This is a genomic window from Mesorhizobium kamtschaticum, from assembly GCF_056174585.1.
This window is the reverse complement of record NZ_JBWBWI020000003.1, coordinates 272,422-285,217: the sequence shown is the minus strand read 5'-3', so window position 1 is coordinate 285,217 and position 12,796 is coordinate 272,422. Positions and strand designations below refer to the sequence as shown.

At 60.0% G+C, this 12,796-nt stretch carries 14 protein-coding genes; 5 read left to right on the top strand and 9 right to left on the bottom strand.

Going from position 1 to position 12,796, the window contains the following annotated elements; translation table 11 throughout:
• Positions 1-792: 792 nt before the first annotated feature.
• Both AC0V7N_RS40435 and AC0V7N_RS40430 read left to right on the top strand, forming a co-directional pair.
• A complete protein-coding gene (locus AC0V7N_RS40435) occupies positions 793-1,245 on the top strand; it encodes a helix-turn-helix domain-containing protein (RefSeq protein ID WP_258598050.1) in 453 nt (150 codons plus the stop codon).
• Between the two features lie 145 nt (positions 1,246-1,390).
• A complete protein-coding gene (locus AC0V7N_RS40430) occupies positions 1,391-1,723 on the top strand; it encodes a hypothetical protein (protein ID WP_496628513.1) in 333 nt (110 codons plus the stop codon).
• Between the two features lie 42 nt (positions 1,724-1,765).
• On the opposite strand, the gene AC0V7N_RS40425 is transcribed toward AC0V7N_RS40430, so the two are convergent.
• The 3 genes from AC0V7N_RS40425 to AC0V7N_RS40415 all read right to left on the bottom strand — a co-directional run bounded on the left by AC0V7N_RS40425 (position 1,766) and on the right by AC0V7N_RS40415 (position 3,828).
• The gene (locus AC0V7N_RS40425; protein WP_496628512.1) at positions 1,766-2,476 is read right to left on the bottom strand and encodes a hypothetical protein; all 711 of its coding nucleotides are present in this window, start codon (positions 2,474-2,476) and stop codon (positions 1,766-1,768) included.
• Positions 2,477-2,487: 11 nt separating this feature from the next.
• Positions 2,488-3,174 (bottom strand): hypothetical protein, encoded by a 687-nt coding sequence (locus AC0V7N_RS40420; protein WP_496628511.1) that lies wholly within the window; start codon positions 3,172-3,174, stop codon positions 2,488-2,490.
• Positions 3,175-3,237: 63 nt separating this feature from the next.
• Positions 3,238-3,828: a hypothetical protein gene (locus AC0V7N_RS40415; protein ID WP_258598054.1), complete on the bottom strand. Its 591-nt coding sequence runs from the start codon at positions 3,826-3,828 to the stop codon at positions 3,238-3,240.
• Between the two features lie 67 nt (positions 3,829-3,895).
• On the opposite strand from AC0V7N_RS40415, the gene AC0V7N_RS40410 reads away from it, so the two are divergent.
• Both AC0V7N_RS40410 and AC0V7N_RS40405 read left to right on the top strand, forming a co-directional pair.
• Positions 3,896-4,966 carry an acyltransferase family protein gene (locus AC0V7N_RS40410; protein WP_496628510.1) on the top strand — a complete coding sequence of 357 codons (1,071 nt, stop codon included), beginning with the start codon at positions 3,896-3,898 and terminating at the stop codon, positions 4,964-4,966.
• Complete coding sequence (locus AC0V7N_RS40405; RefSeq protein ID WP_258598058.1) at positions 4,963-5,238, top strand: hypothetical protein; 276 nt, start codon at positions 4,963-4,965, stop codon at positions 5,236-5,238. The genes AC0V7N_RS40410 and AC0V7N_RS40405 overlap by 4 nt, the downstream gene beginning before the upstream one ends.
• Positions 5,239-5,469: 231 nt before the next feature.
• Here the strand turns inward: AC0V7N_RS40405 and AC0V7N_RS40400 are convergent, their stop codons facing one another.
• The 3 genes from AC0V7N_RS40400 to AC0V7N_RS40390 are packed head-to-tail and all read right to left on the bottom strand — an operon-like array spanning position 5,470 to position 7,012.
• A complete protein-coding gene (locus tag AC0V7N_RS40400; protein ID WP_258598059.1) occupies positions 5,470-6,126 on the bottom strand; it encodes a hypothetical protein in 657 nt (218 codons plus the stop codon).
• The gene (locus tag AC0V7N_RS40395) at positions 6,093-6,680 is read right to left on the bottom strand and encodes a thermonuclease family protein (protein ID WP_496628509.1); all 588 of its coding nucleotides are present in this window, start codon (positions 6,678-6,680) and stop codon (positions 6,093-6,095) included. Before AC0V7N_RS40395 ends, AC0V7N_RS40400 begins: the two co-directional genes overlap by 34 nt.
• Entirely contained in the window at positions 6,677-7,012 is a 336-nt protein-coding gene (locus AC0V7N_RS40390) for a single-stranded DNA-binding protein (RefSeq protein WP_258598062.1), read from the bottom strand. Before AC0V7N_RS40390 ends, AC0V7N_RS40395 begins: the two co-directional genes overlap by 4 nt.
• Positions 7,013-8,372: 1,360 nt before the next feature.
• Here AC0V7N_RS40390 and AC0V7N_RS40385 point away from each other — a divergent pair.
• Positions 8,373-9,110, top strand: coding sequence for a helix-turn-helix transcriptional regulator (locus AC0V7N_RS40385; protein WP_258598068.1), 738 nt, complete (start codon positions 8,373-8,375; stop codon positions 9,108-9,110).
• A 541-nt stretch (positions 9,111-9,651) separates the two neighbouring features.
• Here the strand turns inward: AC0V7N_RS40385 and AC0V7N_RS40380 are convergent.
• Genes AC0V7N_RS40380 through istA form a run of 3 tightly spaced genes read right to left on the bottom strand, consistent with a single transcriptional unit; the run spans position 9,652 to position 12,078 of the window.
• Positions 9,652-9,834 (bottom strand): hypothetical protein, encoded by a 183-nt coding sequence (locus AC0V7N_RS40380; protein ID WP_183465348.1) that lies wholly within the window; start codon positions 9,832-9,834, stop codon positions 9,652-9,654.
• Positions 9,831-10,589 carry an IS21-like element helper ATPase IstB gene (gene istB, locus AC0V7N_RS40375; RefSeq protein ID WP_183465349.1) on the bottom strand — a complete coding sequence of 253 codons (759 nt, stop codon included), beginning with the start codon at positions 10,587-10,589 and terminating at the stop codon, positions 9,831-9,833. Before istB ends, AC0V7N_RS40380 begins: the two co-directional genes overlap by 4 nt.
• Positions 10,576-12,078 carry an IS21 family transposase gene (gene istA / locus AC0V7N_RS40370; protein WP_496628508.1) on the bottom strand — a complete coding sequence of 501 codons (1,503 nt, stop codon included), beginning with the start codon at positions 12,076-12,078 and terminating at the stop codon, positions 10,576-10,578. Before istA ends, istB begins: the two co-directional genes overlap by 14 nt.
• Between the last annotated feature and the right edge of the window lie 718 nt (positions 12,079-12,796).

Below are 12,796 nucleotides of genomic sequence, written 5' to 3'. Positions count from 1 at the left end.
GGCAGAGCGAAGAAAGCGAGCACGCCGCCGGCGAAAATTGCGAACGCGAACCTCATGAACATGAGAGAGAGAGCCTCCTATTTCGATGTTGATCATTATAATACCACAGATCGATCGTCATTATAATGATCAATGGAGATAGGATGGCCCCTCATGGATCAAGCGTTTTTCGACGGCGGGCGGCATGGTGCCGCTTTTGGCGGCACCGGCTTCAGACTGCGGCGTATTACCCGGGGCCTTTTCCAGCTCGAACAGGCATAGAGATTGGATCCTCGCCGACTCCGCGGGGCCAAGCCTTGCGGTCCGTTTTGAGCGTAATCGGCAGTAAGAATCGTGAACTGCGCAGCCGCCTAATATGGTTACATAGCCGGGAAATCATCCACGCTCTTGAAACAGCGGCGTCGAGGTTTCGCTTCTGGTCGATCTGAACCAGGTCATTCGAGATGGTATGGGGCAACAATTGCAGGGCCTGCCCGCCGCAGGGGCAGAGATCAGGGTTGTCCCTCCGGATGAGGTGTTGCACGACAAATTCATAAGTCGGATGACTAGGCCATCCAAACTGGATCATTTAATTATTCATTTTCAACAGGGCATGCAGATCGAAATGCTATCGTGCTCTGGAATGATTTGCGACGGCCAAAAAGGCTATACGCCTCACTTTGAGGGAGGTATGGGGAGGATGCCGCGACACTTTAATGGGGCAATGAGTCATCGTTTCGGCTAACAACCTGAGCACTAGACATTTTACAAAAAATGGCCGTCATATTCCGACAGATAAGCAGGAGTGCAACCGTGCCGATATTTAAAAACAAGACAGAAGACAGCGATGGTTGGCTTTCGATCCTGCTCGCGCTGCGACTTCGCCAAATCGAGAACGAGTACCCGGACTATGCGAGTTTTGCCGACGCTACGGGGCTATCGCGCGGCACGCTCTACCAGTTGCGGACGGGGAAGGGGAACCCGACATTCGTCACCCTGGAGCGGCTGGCACGGCACCTGAAGGTTCCGGTGTGGACGCTCATTGGTCGGACTGGTGACGACGACAGCGTGAAGCGGGACATCGAGACGTTCGGCTTCAACTTCAACGAGATTGCGCGGCATATTGAGGCCACGCGTGCTGTGAAGCGCTCGATGACGGAGTTCAGTGGTGTACCTTCTTTGAAAGAGGCAGCCAGCCCCGCTGGGGCAACCTCCGAGAAGAAGCGGCTGCCTCCGGCCAAAAAGGGACGCAGGACGAGCCAGTAGCATACAAGAAAAGTAGAAACTACTAAACTACCAGCGTAGATTCATTTGCTACGATAGGCCGAAAATATATTTTATATTTCTTTGACTCGCGTCAGAAAATCCGCCAGCGTCGATGCAAAGGCATCATTTTGCTGGAGGGGTCACCATGCAAGCGAATATCTGGCAAGTCGCAGGAGACAATGCGCTCTATAAGGAAACGGCGGCGTTTGTCGATTGCCAGCCGAAACCATGGGTGGAAGAGGTTTCGGAATTTTTGCGGAAGAAAGGCAGGCCCGAGGCGATCACGTTGGTGATCGGACAGTTCATCGTGGCGGCTCTATTCGAAGGACGATACGCGGATCTGCTGTACTGGTCGCTGGTTGCGGCCGAAGTGAACTGCGTTGTGATGGAGCAATGGCCTGATGATGTGCGCCAGGAGCTGGCAAGCCATCTGAAACGGGGATTTGTAAAGCTCTGGTCGCGCAATCTCTCCCATTGAAGGCGGCGGGCCGACGGCATGGCCCTCAATGGGGAGACGGCGTCACACCTGACCAGGGGCAACGTTGATGTCGCTGCCGGCGGGACCGGGAGCGGATGAAGCGAGTTTTGTGTCACCTGCTGTATTGAAATCCCCTGGCCCCAGGCACGCGGCGGTGTCACCTTCTTGGCAGCTGGCGTCGGCCATAGAGCGTGCGTTCTTCGCCATATCGCAGATCGTTGTCCCGTTGATATCGGAGAATCCGCTACAGCGGCCTGAGCGAACCATCTGCTGGCAATTGCCAGTCCCCAATTGAATACAGGCCGCAATAAATGAGGCATCGACCTTCTGACCGTCGAAGGTCCCCATCTGGATGAGCTGCTTGACGGGCGCGGAGTTATAGCCGTCGTTTGTAAGCTTGGCCCAGGTGTCGACCTGAAACTGGAGGGATTGGCAGCCAAACTCGGAACGCGACATGCCTGCGTAGTTTTTGATGTTGGTGTTGTTCAGCTGGAAAATGCCGGTGCAGCAAGAGCCATTGTAGACGCCTTTGTTGCCGCCGGATTCGAAGCGACCGAGGCCGCCAAGGCTGCACGATGTGGTTTTCAGCTCGTCGTGCAGGGACGAATTCTTCACGGCATCGGTGATGTCCTGTGCGGAGTAGTCGGTGCGCTCGCAATATTGTGCGCCGGCTGCATATGCTGCCGCCACCGAATTGCAGACTAGAAGGCCGGCGGCAAGGACGCGGCTGAGTTTGGAATAGAGACGATGCATAGGATCGTGCCTCACGGAAGCTTGACGCTGGTTGTGCATCGAGACCAATTCGTGCCGCCGACGAAGGAACGAAAACGGATCTCTTTGGCGTTTGCTTTGACGTCGATTTCGGTTCGATCGTCACGATTGGCCTGGGGTCGATCGTCATCGGACAGGTCGACGTAGCAGGCTTCCGCGCGTGCAAAGACTTTGCCGCTGTCTGGATCGATGATGCGCGCCTCGCATAGGTCAGGCTCGATGGAAGAGCCGACGTTGTTTGCGCCGGTCTCGCATTTGCGGGTCGAGGCGATTGAGACGATGAAGGTATGCGATCCGACTTTGATGGGCTTCGACAGGATATCGAGTGGCGGTATCTGCCCGGCCGGAATGGTTCTGTGCAACTCGTCACGCCAATAGGCGGTATTCGAGGCGATGATATCGGACCAAGCGGTCTGCATGGCCGGCTGCGCGTCTGCGGTCCTAAGCGACTGGTAGCCAAGAGGCTCCCATGCGTGTGCGGAGATGGCAGACATGGGGATAATCGCGAGGGCGGCAAGCGTGGACATGGTAAACCTCCTGAGCTTCACACCGCCGTGGCCGCCGCCAGGAGCCGCGGTCAAGACCGCGCATCGCGCGCCGTCAGGGAAGCCTTGATCCGCTGGCGATGGCCGGTGGCAGGCTGGTGTCCTGAACAAGGTCAGGTTTTCCATGTCGATCATGGTTGCGCTCCTTCGGGATATCGAGGTTGGTTGCCGAAAACACAACGGCATGGGCTGCTTCCTCTAGGGTTGCGGGACAGGGACCCGGAATTGGCATTCCTGGGCGATTTCACCTTGGAATACGATGCCGGAGCGAATGGTTTTGGCCTGAACATCATATGCACCCATCGCACCATTCCGAGCGAGGTCGGGGCGGACGTTGTTCGGTTGCGCGCCATATTCGATGAAACAGCCGGAGCCGGCGTCAGCGACCGTGGATCGGCCATTCTGATAGATCGCCAAGCGCATGGGGCATCGTTTCAGTGTGGCATTGCCGACAGGATCGGTGCGGATCGGCGAGCAGCCGGTGAGCGTGTGCAGGACCGAGAGGACGACGGTTTTGGTCGGGCTGCGAACGACGATGTGACTCTCGGAAGCCGGCGCGTTGGCGACCGCAAAGCGCGCATCGCCCTTGGCCACGTAGGCGTCGTTGTTCTTCTTCAGTCGGTCGGCCCATAGGGAGGCGTAGGGCACAGCTTCCGAGTTCGGGAGCTCGAGATCGGCATAGGCGACGGCCCGCCAGGCGTTCGGATCATGCGTGAGCGACTGAGCCGAAGCGTGAGGCGACAATGTAAGGGCAGCCGCGACTGCGACAAATGTCAGGCGTTCGTGCATTTCTTGCCTCGCTGTTATGCCCTATGATTAAATCAATGTCTTAGTGATTGTCGAGCGTGATATTTGAATGGAACAAGAAGCTCGCTTATCGGGGCTGGATGAATTGCGAGGCCTGGCGATCGGGCTGGTGGTGCTGTCGCATGTCGGGCCGGTCTTCGGAGAAGGCGGGACGGCCGCCGCTCTGCTGTTTGCGCCGGCGTGGAGCGTGGGGGTTGACCTGTTCTTTGTGATTTCCGGCCTGGTGGTGGAACGCTCATTGCGAAGCCTGCGCCTCGAGCGCGGTGCGCTCGAGGCGGCCTCCGCCTTCTATGTCAGGCGTGCCATGCGGATCGTGCCGCTGGCCTGGTGCGTCGGCGCCATCCTCTCGATCGGGTTGATCATCCCGGGAAGCGGCGTTGAGCCTGCAGACGCGAAGGCGGCATTCGCCTTCATCTCGAATGCGCATTGGGCGCCCTGTTTTGGGGGCGCCGCAGGATGCGGGAACGCCTTTGCGTTCGCGCCATTCTGGTCGGTCGCCGCCGAGGTGCAATTCTATCTGCTGGCTCCGCTCCTGGTGTTCCTGCCACCCCGGCGTGCGCTTGTCGCGCTGGCCGGGCTCGTCCTCGTGGTCGGGGTGTTCACGCTGCGGCCATGGGGCGGGACGCTTTGGACGTTTCGTATCGATGCAGTCGCGGTCGGGCTGGCGATCGGAGCAATCATGGGGACAAGTGCATGGCCGCGTCTGGCGAAACACCTGCGGGTGATCGGCAACATGGAAGCGGCGTTCTGGATGTCGGTCGCGGCCTTCCTGTTGGCGATCTTGCCGCCGGCGACGCATGGCGTGGCGACTGCCTTGCTGGCGTTGATGTGCGGATGGATCGTGGCAAGGGCGACCCTGCGGGGCGGTTCCGTGACTTGGCCTGGGCGGATGCTGCGCCGACTAGGAGGCATCTCCTATGCCCTCTACCTGATCCACCTGCCGGTGCTGGCGCTGTGCAACTGGTCGCTTGGCCATTTCCTGGGTACCCCGGCGACCGCAACGCTCTCGATCGCGACGGCGATCGGGATGTCTCATGTGCTAACGGCGGTCATGGGAGCTCCGCTCCACCAGCTCGGTCGCCAATGGTCAAATCGAACAGTACGGGAGGTGTCGCCGTGACGGAAGAAAATCGTCAATGGTCGCTTGGTGGTGTAGATGTGGATCAGATTCCGCGAGGGGTGAGAGCGCTGGCGGAGCAACTATTGACGGAGAACGACGGCGATGCCGTGGCAGCGCTCGTCGGGGCATGCTGCGTCATTGGAGCCATGCGCCCGGCGATATCGAGGGGGATGGTACGCGATGCATCCTCGTCAGGGGTCGATATAGCGCAAGTGCTGGATGTGTTCGTCCGAAGCGAGCACCAGCCAGAAGAGCAGGACCGGAAATTGTGAATTGCGTGTAGCTGCTTGAATTTGTCCGCGATCGCCTGGGAAAAAATAGGCTCGGCGAGAGCATTGCCGAGCGGTCATCGGTCGACAGCGAGGGAGACGTGGTAGTAAATCGGCAAGCTGCGTGACGACACATCCGTAGCGTCGCAGAAGCCAGTCGCGAAAGCTTTGGTTTTGCGACAGGGATCGTTCCGCCGTATGTTCGTCTCGACCATTGGAGTGTGACGGCGCCGCTTAATAGCGGTCGCCGAACAAACCCTTGCTCTTTGGGGGCGAAGGTTCCTGATAAGTCCACGGCACGGACTTGTAGGACGGTCTTGGGTCTTGGACGTGCCAAGCCTTCCGCCAGTAGTAGAAATTGAGGGGTACTCGGGCCAGCACGCGGCCATCGTCCGACAGGAGGTCGCAAGCGCAGGCGACGACGGGGCCGTTGTAATATTGCACGCGGCCGGAATAGCCGTTGAGCGCTCCTGGCCGGCAGGCAAAGACGCGGACGCCTGCAGCAATCATGTCCGGGGCTTCTGCAGGGACGGAGACCGTCTTTATACCTTCCTTCGTGAGCGAGCGCACAGGCACGGTGCTCCAACGCGAGCGGCGCAAAGCGTTGTTCGCCTGGGCTTCTGTTGGGTAGCCGGTGCGCCGGGTCACGATCGGCGGGAAGCGGCCCCAGTCGGGGGCATATTCCTGCCGGCTGCGGCTGACCCAACCCGGCTTCCAATAGGGGTCTGTGACCGCAACGGGGCTGGCCAAGGCAGAATGTGAAGCATCCAGCGAACGCCCGGCGCAGCCGGCGAGCAACGCCGCGGATGCGACGACGGGAAGGATATGGCGAAAGGGACGCATGTCGTGCTCCGGGGTCATGGATTTGGCGAGGATTTCCGGTACAGCCAAGGCATCTGGAATGCATTGGCCCAAATACCGCGATAGGATTTGCGAGCCTCACGCTGGAGCTGGACGTAGATGGGGATGCGACGATCGGGATCGTCGGGGAGGGTGATGGCTATACCGGCTTTCAGCATTTCGCCTGCGACGTCGGCCATTTCGCCGGTTGCGCAACGCGCGACGATGACAGCCTCGTCTTTCCGGACCGGCAAGCAGGCAACCCATTTATCCAAGGTGGCCTTCACGAGCCATGCCACGGCGACAACGCCACATGGCCATGTCTGCTTTCCAAGCCTCGCGGTCTGGCCCAGATCGCAGGCGTCAACGCCGTAGAGCCGGTACTTTTGTTTGGTTTCGACATCCTGGAACGTCGTGGGCGAGAGGACCACGACGCGCATCGGATTGCTCGCTGCGTGGTCGCCCGGGGTATAGACGTCGGGCGCCGTGGCGGTATCCAACGTGGGGACCTGCGCTGGGGCGACTGGCGGCATTGTCAGGGCGAGGCCGCAAGATGTCGCGGCGATCGCAAGAGCAGCGCCAATGGTTTTACGCGCCGGCTTCACTGATCGGGTCTCGGGCTGGCGTGAGCGCACAGATCGATGCCTTCGGCGATCACCTCCGTGGTGGAGTGGATGACGCCGTCCTTCTGATGCATGCTTTCCGACACGCGCGCCTGGACGAGCCCCTTGTCGCCTTTGTGAATCTGGCGCGGCACGAAATCCGCCATCTTTCCCTCGAAGAAGGTGACCGTCATCCAATCGCTGACTGATTTTCTTTGGCCCTCGTCGTCGAGCCATGACCGGTGGGTGGCGACACTGAGCTTGACTGTCTTGCCGACCTGGCGCGGTTCCCGACCGACCTTTCCAGGAAGCAAAAGTTGGCCGCTGGTTCCCATGACTAACTTCTCTCAAGATTCATTGGATCAGTAAACTATCTCACAAATCGCTGTGCAAGTGTCTCGGGCTCAAAATCCGGACGGTGGGGGGGCGCTCGTGCCCTGGTCCGGCGCCGGATGCGCCGGGGTCGGTTCCCGGTGTCGAGCTGGGCGCGGGCGGTCTGATTTTTATGATTTCGGCCAGGGCTGAGGCCACGACCGCATGCTGCGCTGCCCTGCTCGGCAGGGCGCAGCCCCGTCGTCAGTTGGGCGACAAGCGGATTGATATAGCTGGCAATGTTGCGGCCGGTACGCTGGAAAAGGCGACGAGCGTTTTCATAGGTGAATGGGCAATCGCGGAGCTCGAGCACGGCTGGAACTGCCACGCGCGGCGTGCCGTATTTGCGCAGCATCAGGATTGCGAACGCCACTTTCGATTGCCGAAAACGTTCGAACCCTTGTCGCCTCACTCGGCTTGTCGCCTCCGGCCACTAGGTCGGTCCCGATCGCCGTCCGGCTTCAGCGGTCCAGGAGGACCTGAGCGAAAGAGCTGCAAATGCGTGTGTTGTTGAGGGCGGCGCATTCGGTTTTCGCATACGCGCAGACGATCGCCGGGTAACTCGACCACGATCGACCTACCGCCAAGGTTGACGGATTGTCGAACACTTCGACGCTGCGGAGCTGAATTTTCATGGCGCAACCTCACACGCGGAAATGAGCGACAAGCGCCTGGTTGGCGCGATCCGACACCACGGCTCATGCGGTCCTGTCGCGATCCGTGATCGCCGGCACTGGGAAATGCCTGTCAGGCAATCGATACGCTGAATTCGCGCCATGCCGCAGCTGTTGCAGCGGCATCCGACTGGACGAATTCAGCGGCTTCGTGGGCGGCCTTGCCTGATGTCGCTGCGAGCCTTCTGAATCTGCTGTTCGAGCGCGAAATAGCGAGCCGTAATCGAGTTCAGCTTTGTGAAAAACTGCCTGCTCTGCGCAGGGTTGCCCGGCGCAGGCGGAGGAAAGAAAGCAAAAGAGCGTCCCGATCCGCGTCTAATTGTTCCAGCTCCGAGCAGAGGCGGCAAATCTCGTGGTCATCCGTCGCGGAACGCTGATTTGATGCACGGCGGTTGGCACGTGTGGAGTTAGTCTGCCGAGCCACATCGTTTGACGAAAGTACAATCGTATCCAAGGCGCTTCCTCCACGCCGGGTTGTGGTCATCCAATCTAGAATAATGCGGGTTGCAGTCTATGTATACTGGCGGTTTCGCCTGTCACTTTTGACACCTCGTGAGGCGCTGGAATTTCGCGTGGAGCAACCTTAATTAGATGACCGCCGGAATGGCTTGGATAGCTGCACGTCGATGACAAGGAGGTATGGCTGGAGATGGCGCAATCTGTGACTGATTTTCATGGCATAACTGAGCGAATTAGGGCAGTTGCCTCTCCTACGGACGCAACGGAGCTTTTGAACACAATTGTCAAAGCCTACGGCCTAGAGACGGCCGCCTTCCTTACCGTCAGGCCGGTTTACGAGGAGCCGAGTCAGCCATTCTATGTGACCACATATTCGCCTGACTGGGTGAAACGCTACATCGACAAGAGGTTTTTCGACATCGATCCTGTGCTTCTCCATGGGCTGCGTGCTGTGACATTGGTCGATTGGAAGGAGATCGACCTATCAGACAAGTCCGTACGCACGTTCTTCGGTGAAGCGAGGGAACACGGGGTCGGAAAGCATGGCGTCACGATCCCGGTTAGGGGTGCTGACGGCGAACGCGGCATTCTGAGCGTAACGAGCAACGAGGACGCAGCAGGGTGGCAGGCGTTTCTCAAATCCCAGGTTCGTGACTTCCAGCCTCTCGCAGGCGAATTTCACAATGCTATCAGCCGAATCCAAGGAACGCCCCTCCATCAGACGGCCTGCTCTGATAGAGAGATCGAATGTCTGAGGTGGTACGCGAGGGGAGAGAAGGTCAAGAGGACCGGGGAGATATTGTCTCTGTCCCCTCGCACAGTTCGATTTCATCTTGATCTGGCACGGGCCAAGCTGGGCGCCAAAAGCTTGACGCATGCAGTTGCGATCGCGACAGAGCGCGGGCTCTTCTTCCAAAAACTGTTTTGATCGGTAGCCAAGCGTTTCGCGAGAAGGGCTCGCCGGCAATAAGCTCCGGAAAGGCGACGCGACGCTCCGAGGGTAGAACGGTGGTCAACCAAATGGCTATTCGCAAACCATACGGTACCGCTTGCCGGACGCGCTGACGCTCTTGCAGACAGCGGCTTGTGCGGCCCGGAAGAGGAGAGCGGAGGACTAGCGACCCGCGGCATGCGTCTCCTTGATGTCCTGTGAGTTGCCGTACGGCGCGGTTCGAACCTTTCCGGCTCCTGTGGCGCTACCGGAAACACGCTGGCTTCGATTTGTGGCTGTTGCAGGCGAGGCGGCTCTTTGTCAAAGAATCGCCTAGCATCCAGCGGTCTTGGAATAATCACCGTACCATCATCGCTGCGTGCGCAGCCGCTGCCCAACAGCAAAGCCAGCCCGAGGAAAAAAGGCAGTATCCGTTCAAACATAAGTACATGTTAGCGGTCGTCAGGAAGTGCGCATAAACGGTGCCATGTGCAGTTTGGGGTTTTCCTGTGAGAGAGGAAGGGGCTGCTGATTGGGTTTAGTCAGTTGGGGCCTGTTGGCTCTGGATCTCCTGCTGGATGTCGATGGCGTAGCATGACCAGATCTTGTCGCGCAGCTCGGTGAGGAGCTCGAAGACGGCGAGCGCCTGGTCGGGTGTCCATGTTGTTGGGATGTCTAGCGGGAAGAAGAGCGGCAAGCCTGGTTTTGCAGGTGCTGTCATGGCTTTGCCGGCCTTCTTTGGACGGCGCGCTGTTCGGAGCGTTCGGTCGCCTCTTTGAGACGGTAGGATTGGCCTTCGATGGCGATCACCTCGGCATTGTGGACGAGACGATCGACCATGGACACGACGCAGGCTGCGTTGGGAAAGACCTCGTGCCAGTCGGCGAAGTTTCGATTTGTGGTGACGAGAGTGCTCTTGGTCTCATAGCGTCGGCTGATGAGCTCGAACAGCAGGTCGGCGTGGCGGTTGGTATAGGATAGGTATCCGACCTCGTCGATTACGAGAAGCGTGGGGGCGGCGTAATGTGCCAGACGCCGGCGCAGGGCGGAGGCACTGTCGATGGCGGCCAGATCACCGAGAAGCTGTCCGGCGCTTGTAAACAGGGCGGTGTGGCCATTCAGGACAGCATGGTAGGCGATGTTCCGGGCGAATGTTGACTTGCCGACGCCGTTGGGTCCGATAAGGACGGCGTTGCCGGCGTCGCGGATAAAATCGAGCCTCATCAGAGCCTCGATGGCCTGTCGGTCGCATCGGGTCGGAAAGGACCAGTCGAAGTCGCAGAGCGGCTTGAATCGGCCGATCTTGGCGTCCTTCAGCCGGCGGTCTTGACTGCGCCTGGCGCGCTCGTCCTCTTCCCAGTCGAGGAGTGTAAGCGCCCATCCGGCTTGAGTGGCGTCCTGCCAGTGGGCCACAAGCCCGTGCAGATGCAGGCGCGCGGCGCGGTCACGCCCGTCTTCCGGATCAGGAGTGGTCATTGGGGGTTTCCTTGAGACGGTCGTAGATGTCTAGACGGGCGGGCCTGACGGGGCTGTCCTTGTCCTGCACATGCTGAGGCAGCGCGACATGCAGCAGTGGGGGTTGGCGGCGCCGTTCACGTCGGCGCTCAAGGATCAACTGCACAGCGTTGGGATGGGGCGCTGGCCCTTCGAGTGCCAGGACCTCCAGGATCCCGGCCTGAAGCTCATTGGCTCCGTAGTGCTCGAGCAGTCGGTTCAGTCCGATGACGGCAGAGTGCAAGGAGTGACCGTTCTGAGCGGCGCGCTCAAGAAGCGCGGTACTGGCCGGGACGGCCATGGCCAGGCGATCAGTCGCGCTGTGACGCCGGGCCCCACGCTTCTCATCGACCAGTGCCTTGATATGGGCGGTATCTTCTGTCTGGGCGCCCTTGTCGTAGCTGCGGACGTGACAGGCAATGATCTGCGCACCGTCCAGGATGCGGACCTCCTTTTGCGTTGCCGTCACGCTCAAGGTGCGAAGCACGTAGGCGTGGGGCACGGAATAGTCGTTCAGATCGAAGCGGGCGTACGGGGTCTTGCCGATGGAGACGGCGATCTGCGCCGGCCATGGGAACGGATTGCCTGGTAATGGCAAGAGGTAAGGCGCCTCCAGGGCGGAGGCCTGTCGTACGGTGATGTCCTCACCTGGGCAAAGCCTGTCTGCGGCGACGCCGTCGCACCAGGCATCGGCCTGGGCGTTGAGGTCTTCCAGGCTGGTGAAGCCGCGGGCGGCAAAGAAATTGTCGCGGATATACCGGATGGCGCGCTCCACGCGCCCCTTCTCATTGCCCCTGGCGACGGCGACCGGACGGGGGTCGTATCGATAGTGGGCGGAAAAGGCGATCAGGGTAGGATTGAAGCGGATTGTGTCGCCGCGACGCTCGAGCACTGCGCTCTTCAGATTATCGTAGAGCACGACCTTTGGAATCCCGCCCCATCTTTCGAAGGCTTCGAGGTGACCGGCCAGAAACGCTTCCATCCTTGCATCCAGAAAGAAACGCAGGAAGATCCGGCGTGAGTGGCTCAGGACGATGACGAAGGCCATGAGTGGGCGCCGCGCCCGGCCAATCTGCAGATGTCCGAAATGACCCCAGTCGGCCTGGGCCTGTTCGCCAGGGAGTGTCCTCAAGCGCAGATAAGCCTCGGCCTTGGGGCGAGGCCGGTGGCGGGCGATCACGTGACGGAAGTGGCCGCTGTCACCGCGGTATCCCCGCTCAACGACCATGCCGTAAAGACGGGCAGCAGTCAGGCTGGGAAAGGTCTTCAGGGTCTCAAGGATGAACGGGAGATAGGAGTCGATCTTGCTGGGTCGGGTCTGCGGGCCATGGGGCACCAGCCCGGATCGGGCAAGCACTCCATGAACGGTGTGGTGGTGGATGCCGAGCTGCCGGGCAATGGTGCCAGCGCGCCACTTCTCGACATGGTGATAGCGCAGGATCTGGGCCTGCAGTTCAGGAGATATGGCCATCGTTATCCTCAAGACGGAGACGTTCGAATGGCTTGGCGGCGACGCAGAGGCTCGCGGCGGACAAACGGCGAGCAGCAGCGATTACACCAGTGACAGTGGCGCCCTAAAAACCCCCCGAACGACCCCGTCGAGATCGCAGGCTCGGTTAAGGACGGCGTATCAGCGGTGTCAGGCGCCTGGATCTGCGTCGTCGCCGTTGCCGTCATGACATAAACATTGGCGTCGTCAGCGGGTGAACCATGGTGCGTCACTTTATTGCGTCGGGCCCGGTACCGGCGGCTGCGCTCGGCGTGAGCGAAGCGGCCGTTTCTGCTGGCCTGGTAGCGCCTGGCAACATCCCGTCGCCGCTCGGCACGCGCAACACACGCGCAACCACCGGCACAATAGATCTGTCCACGGTCGCAACATCTGCAGATCAGTGTCTGAGCCCGGCAACACTCGCAAAGGAAGAAGCGCCCGGTATCCTCTTCTGCCGCCCTGTGGCGGTGTCCATGACGTGGACGCGAGGTGTCATCTGCGCCATAATAGCCCGGCATTCGTGTTCCGCACGGTGTAGGGTGCGGCGCCGGGTAAACTTGCAAGGTTGGGTCGGCGCCGCGCCTGCTTTAACGATCTGGGAAAAGATTAAAGCACGCGCTGCGGCTCCGCCAGCGCCCACGCGCTTCACCGAAAAAGCATCGGCGAAAAATATTCTCCGGACCTCGCCCCCGCAGCTTCG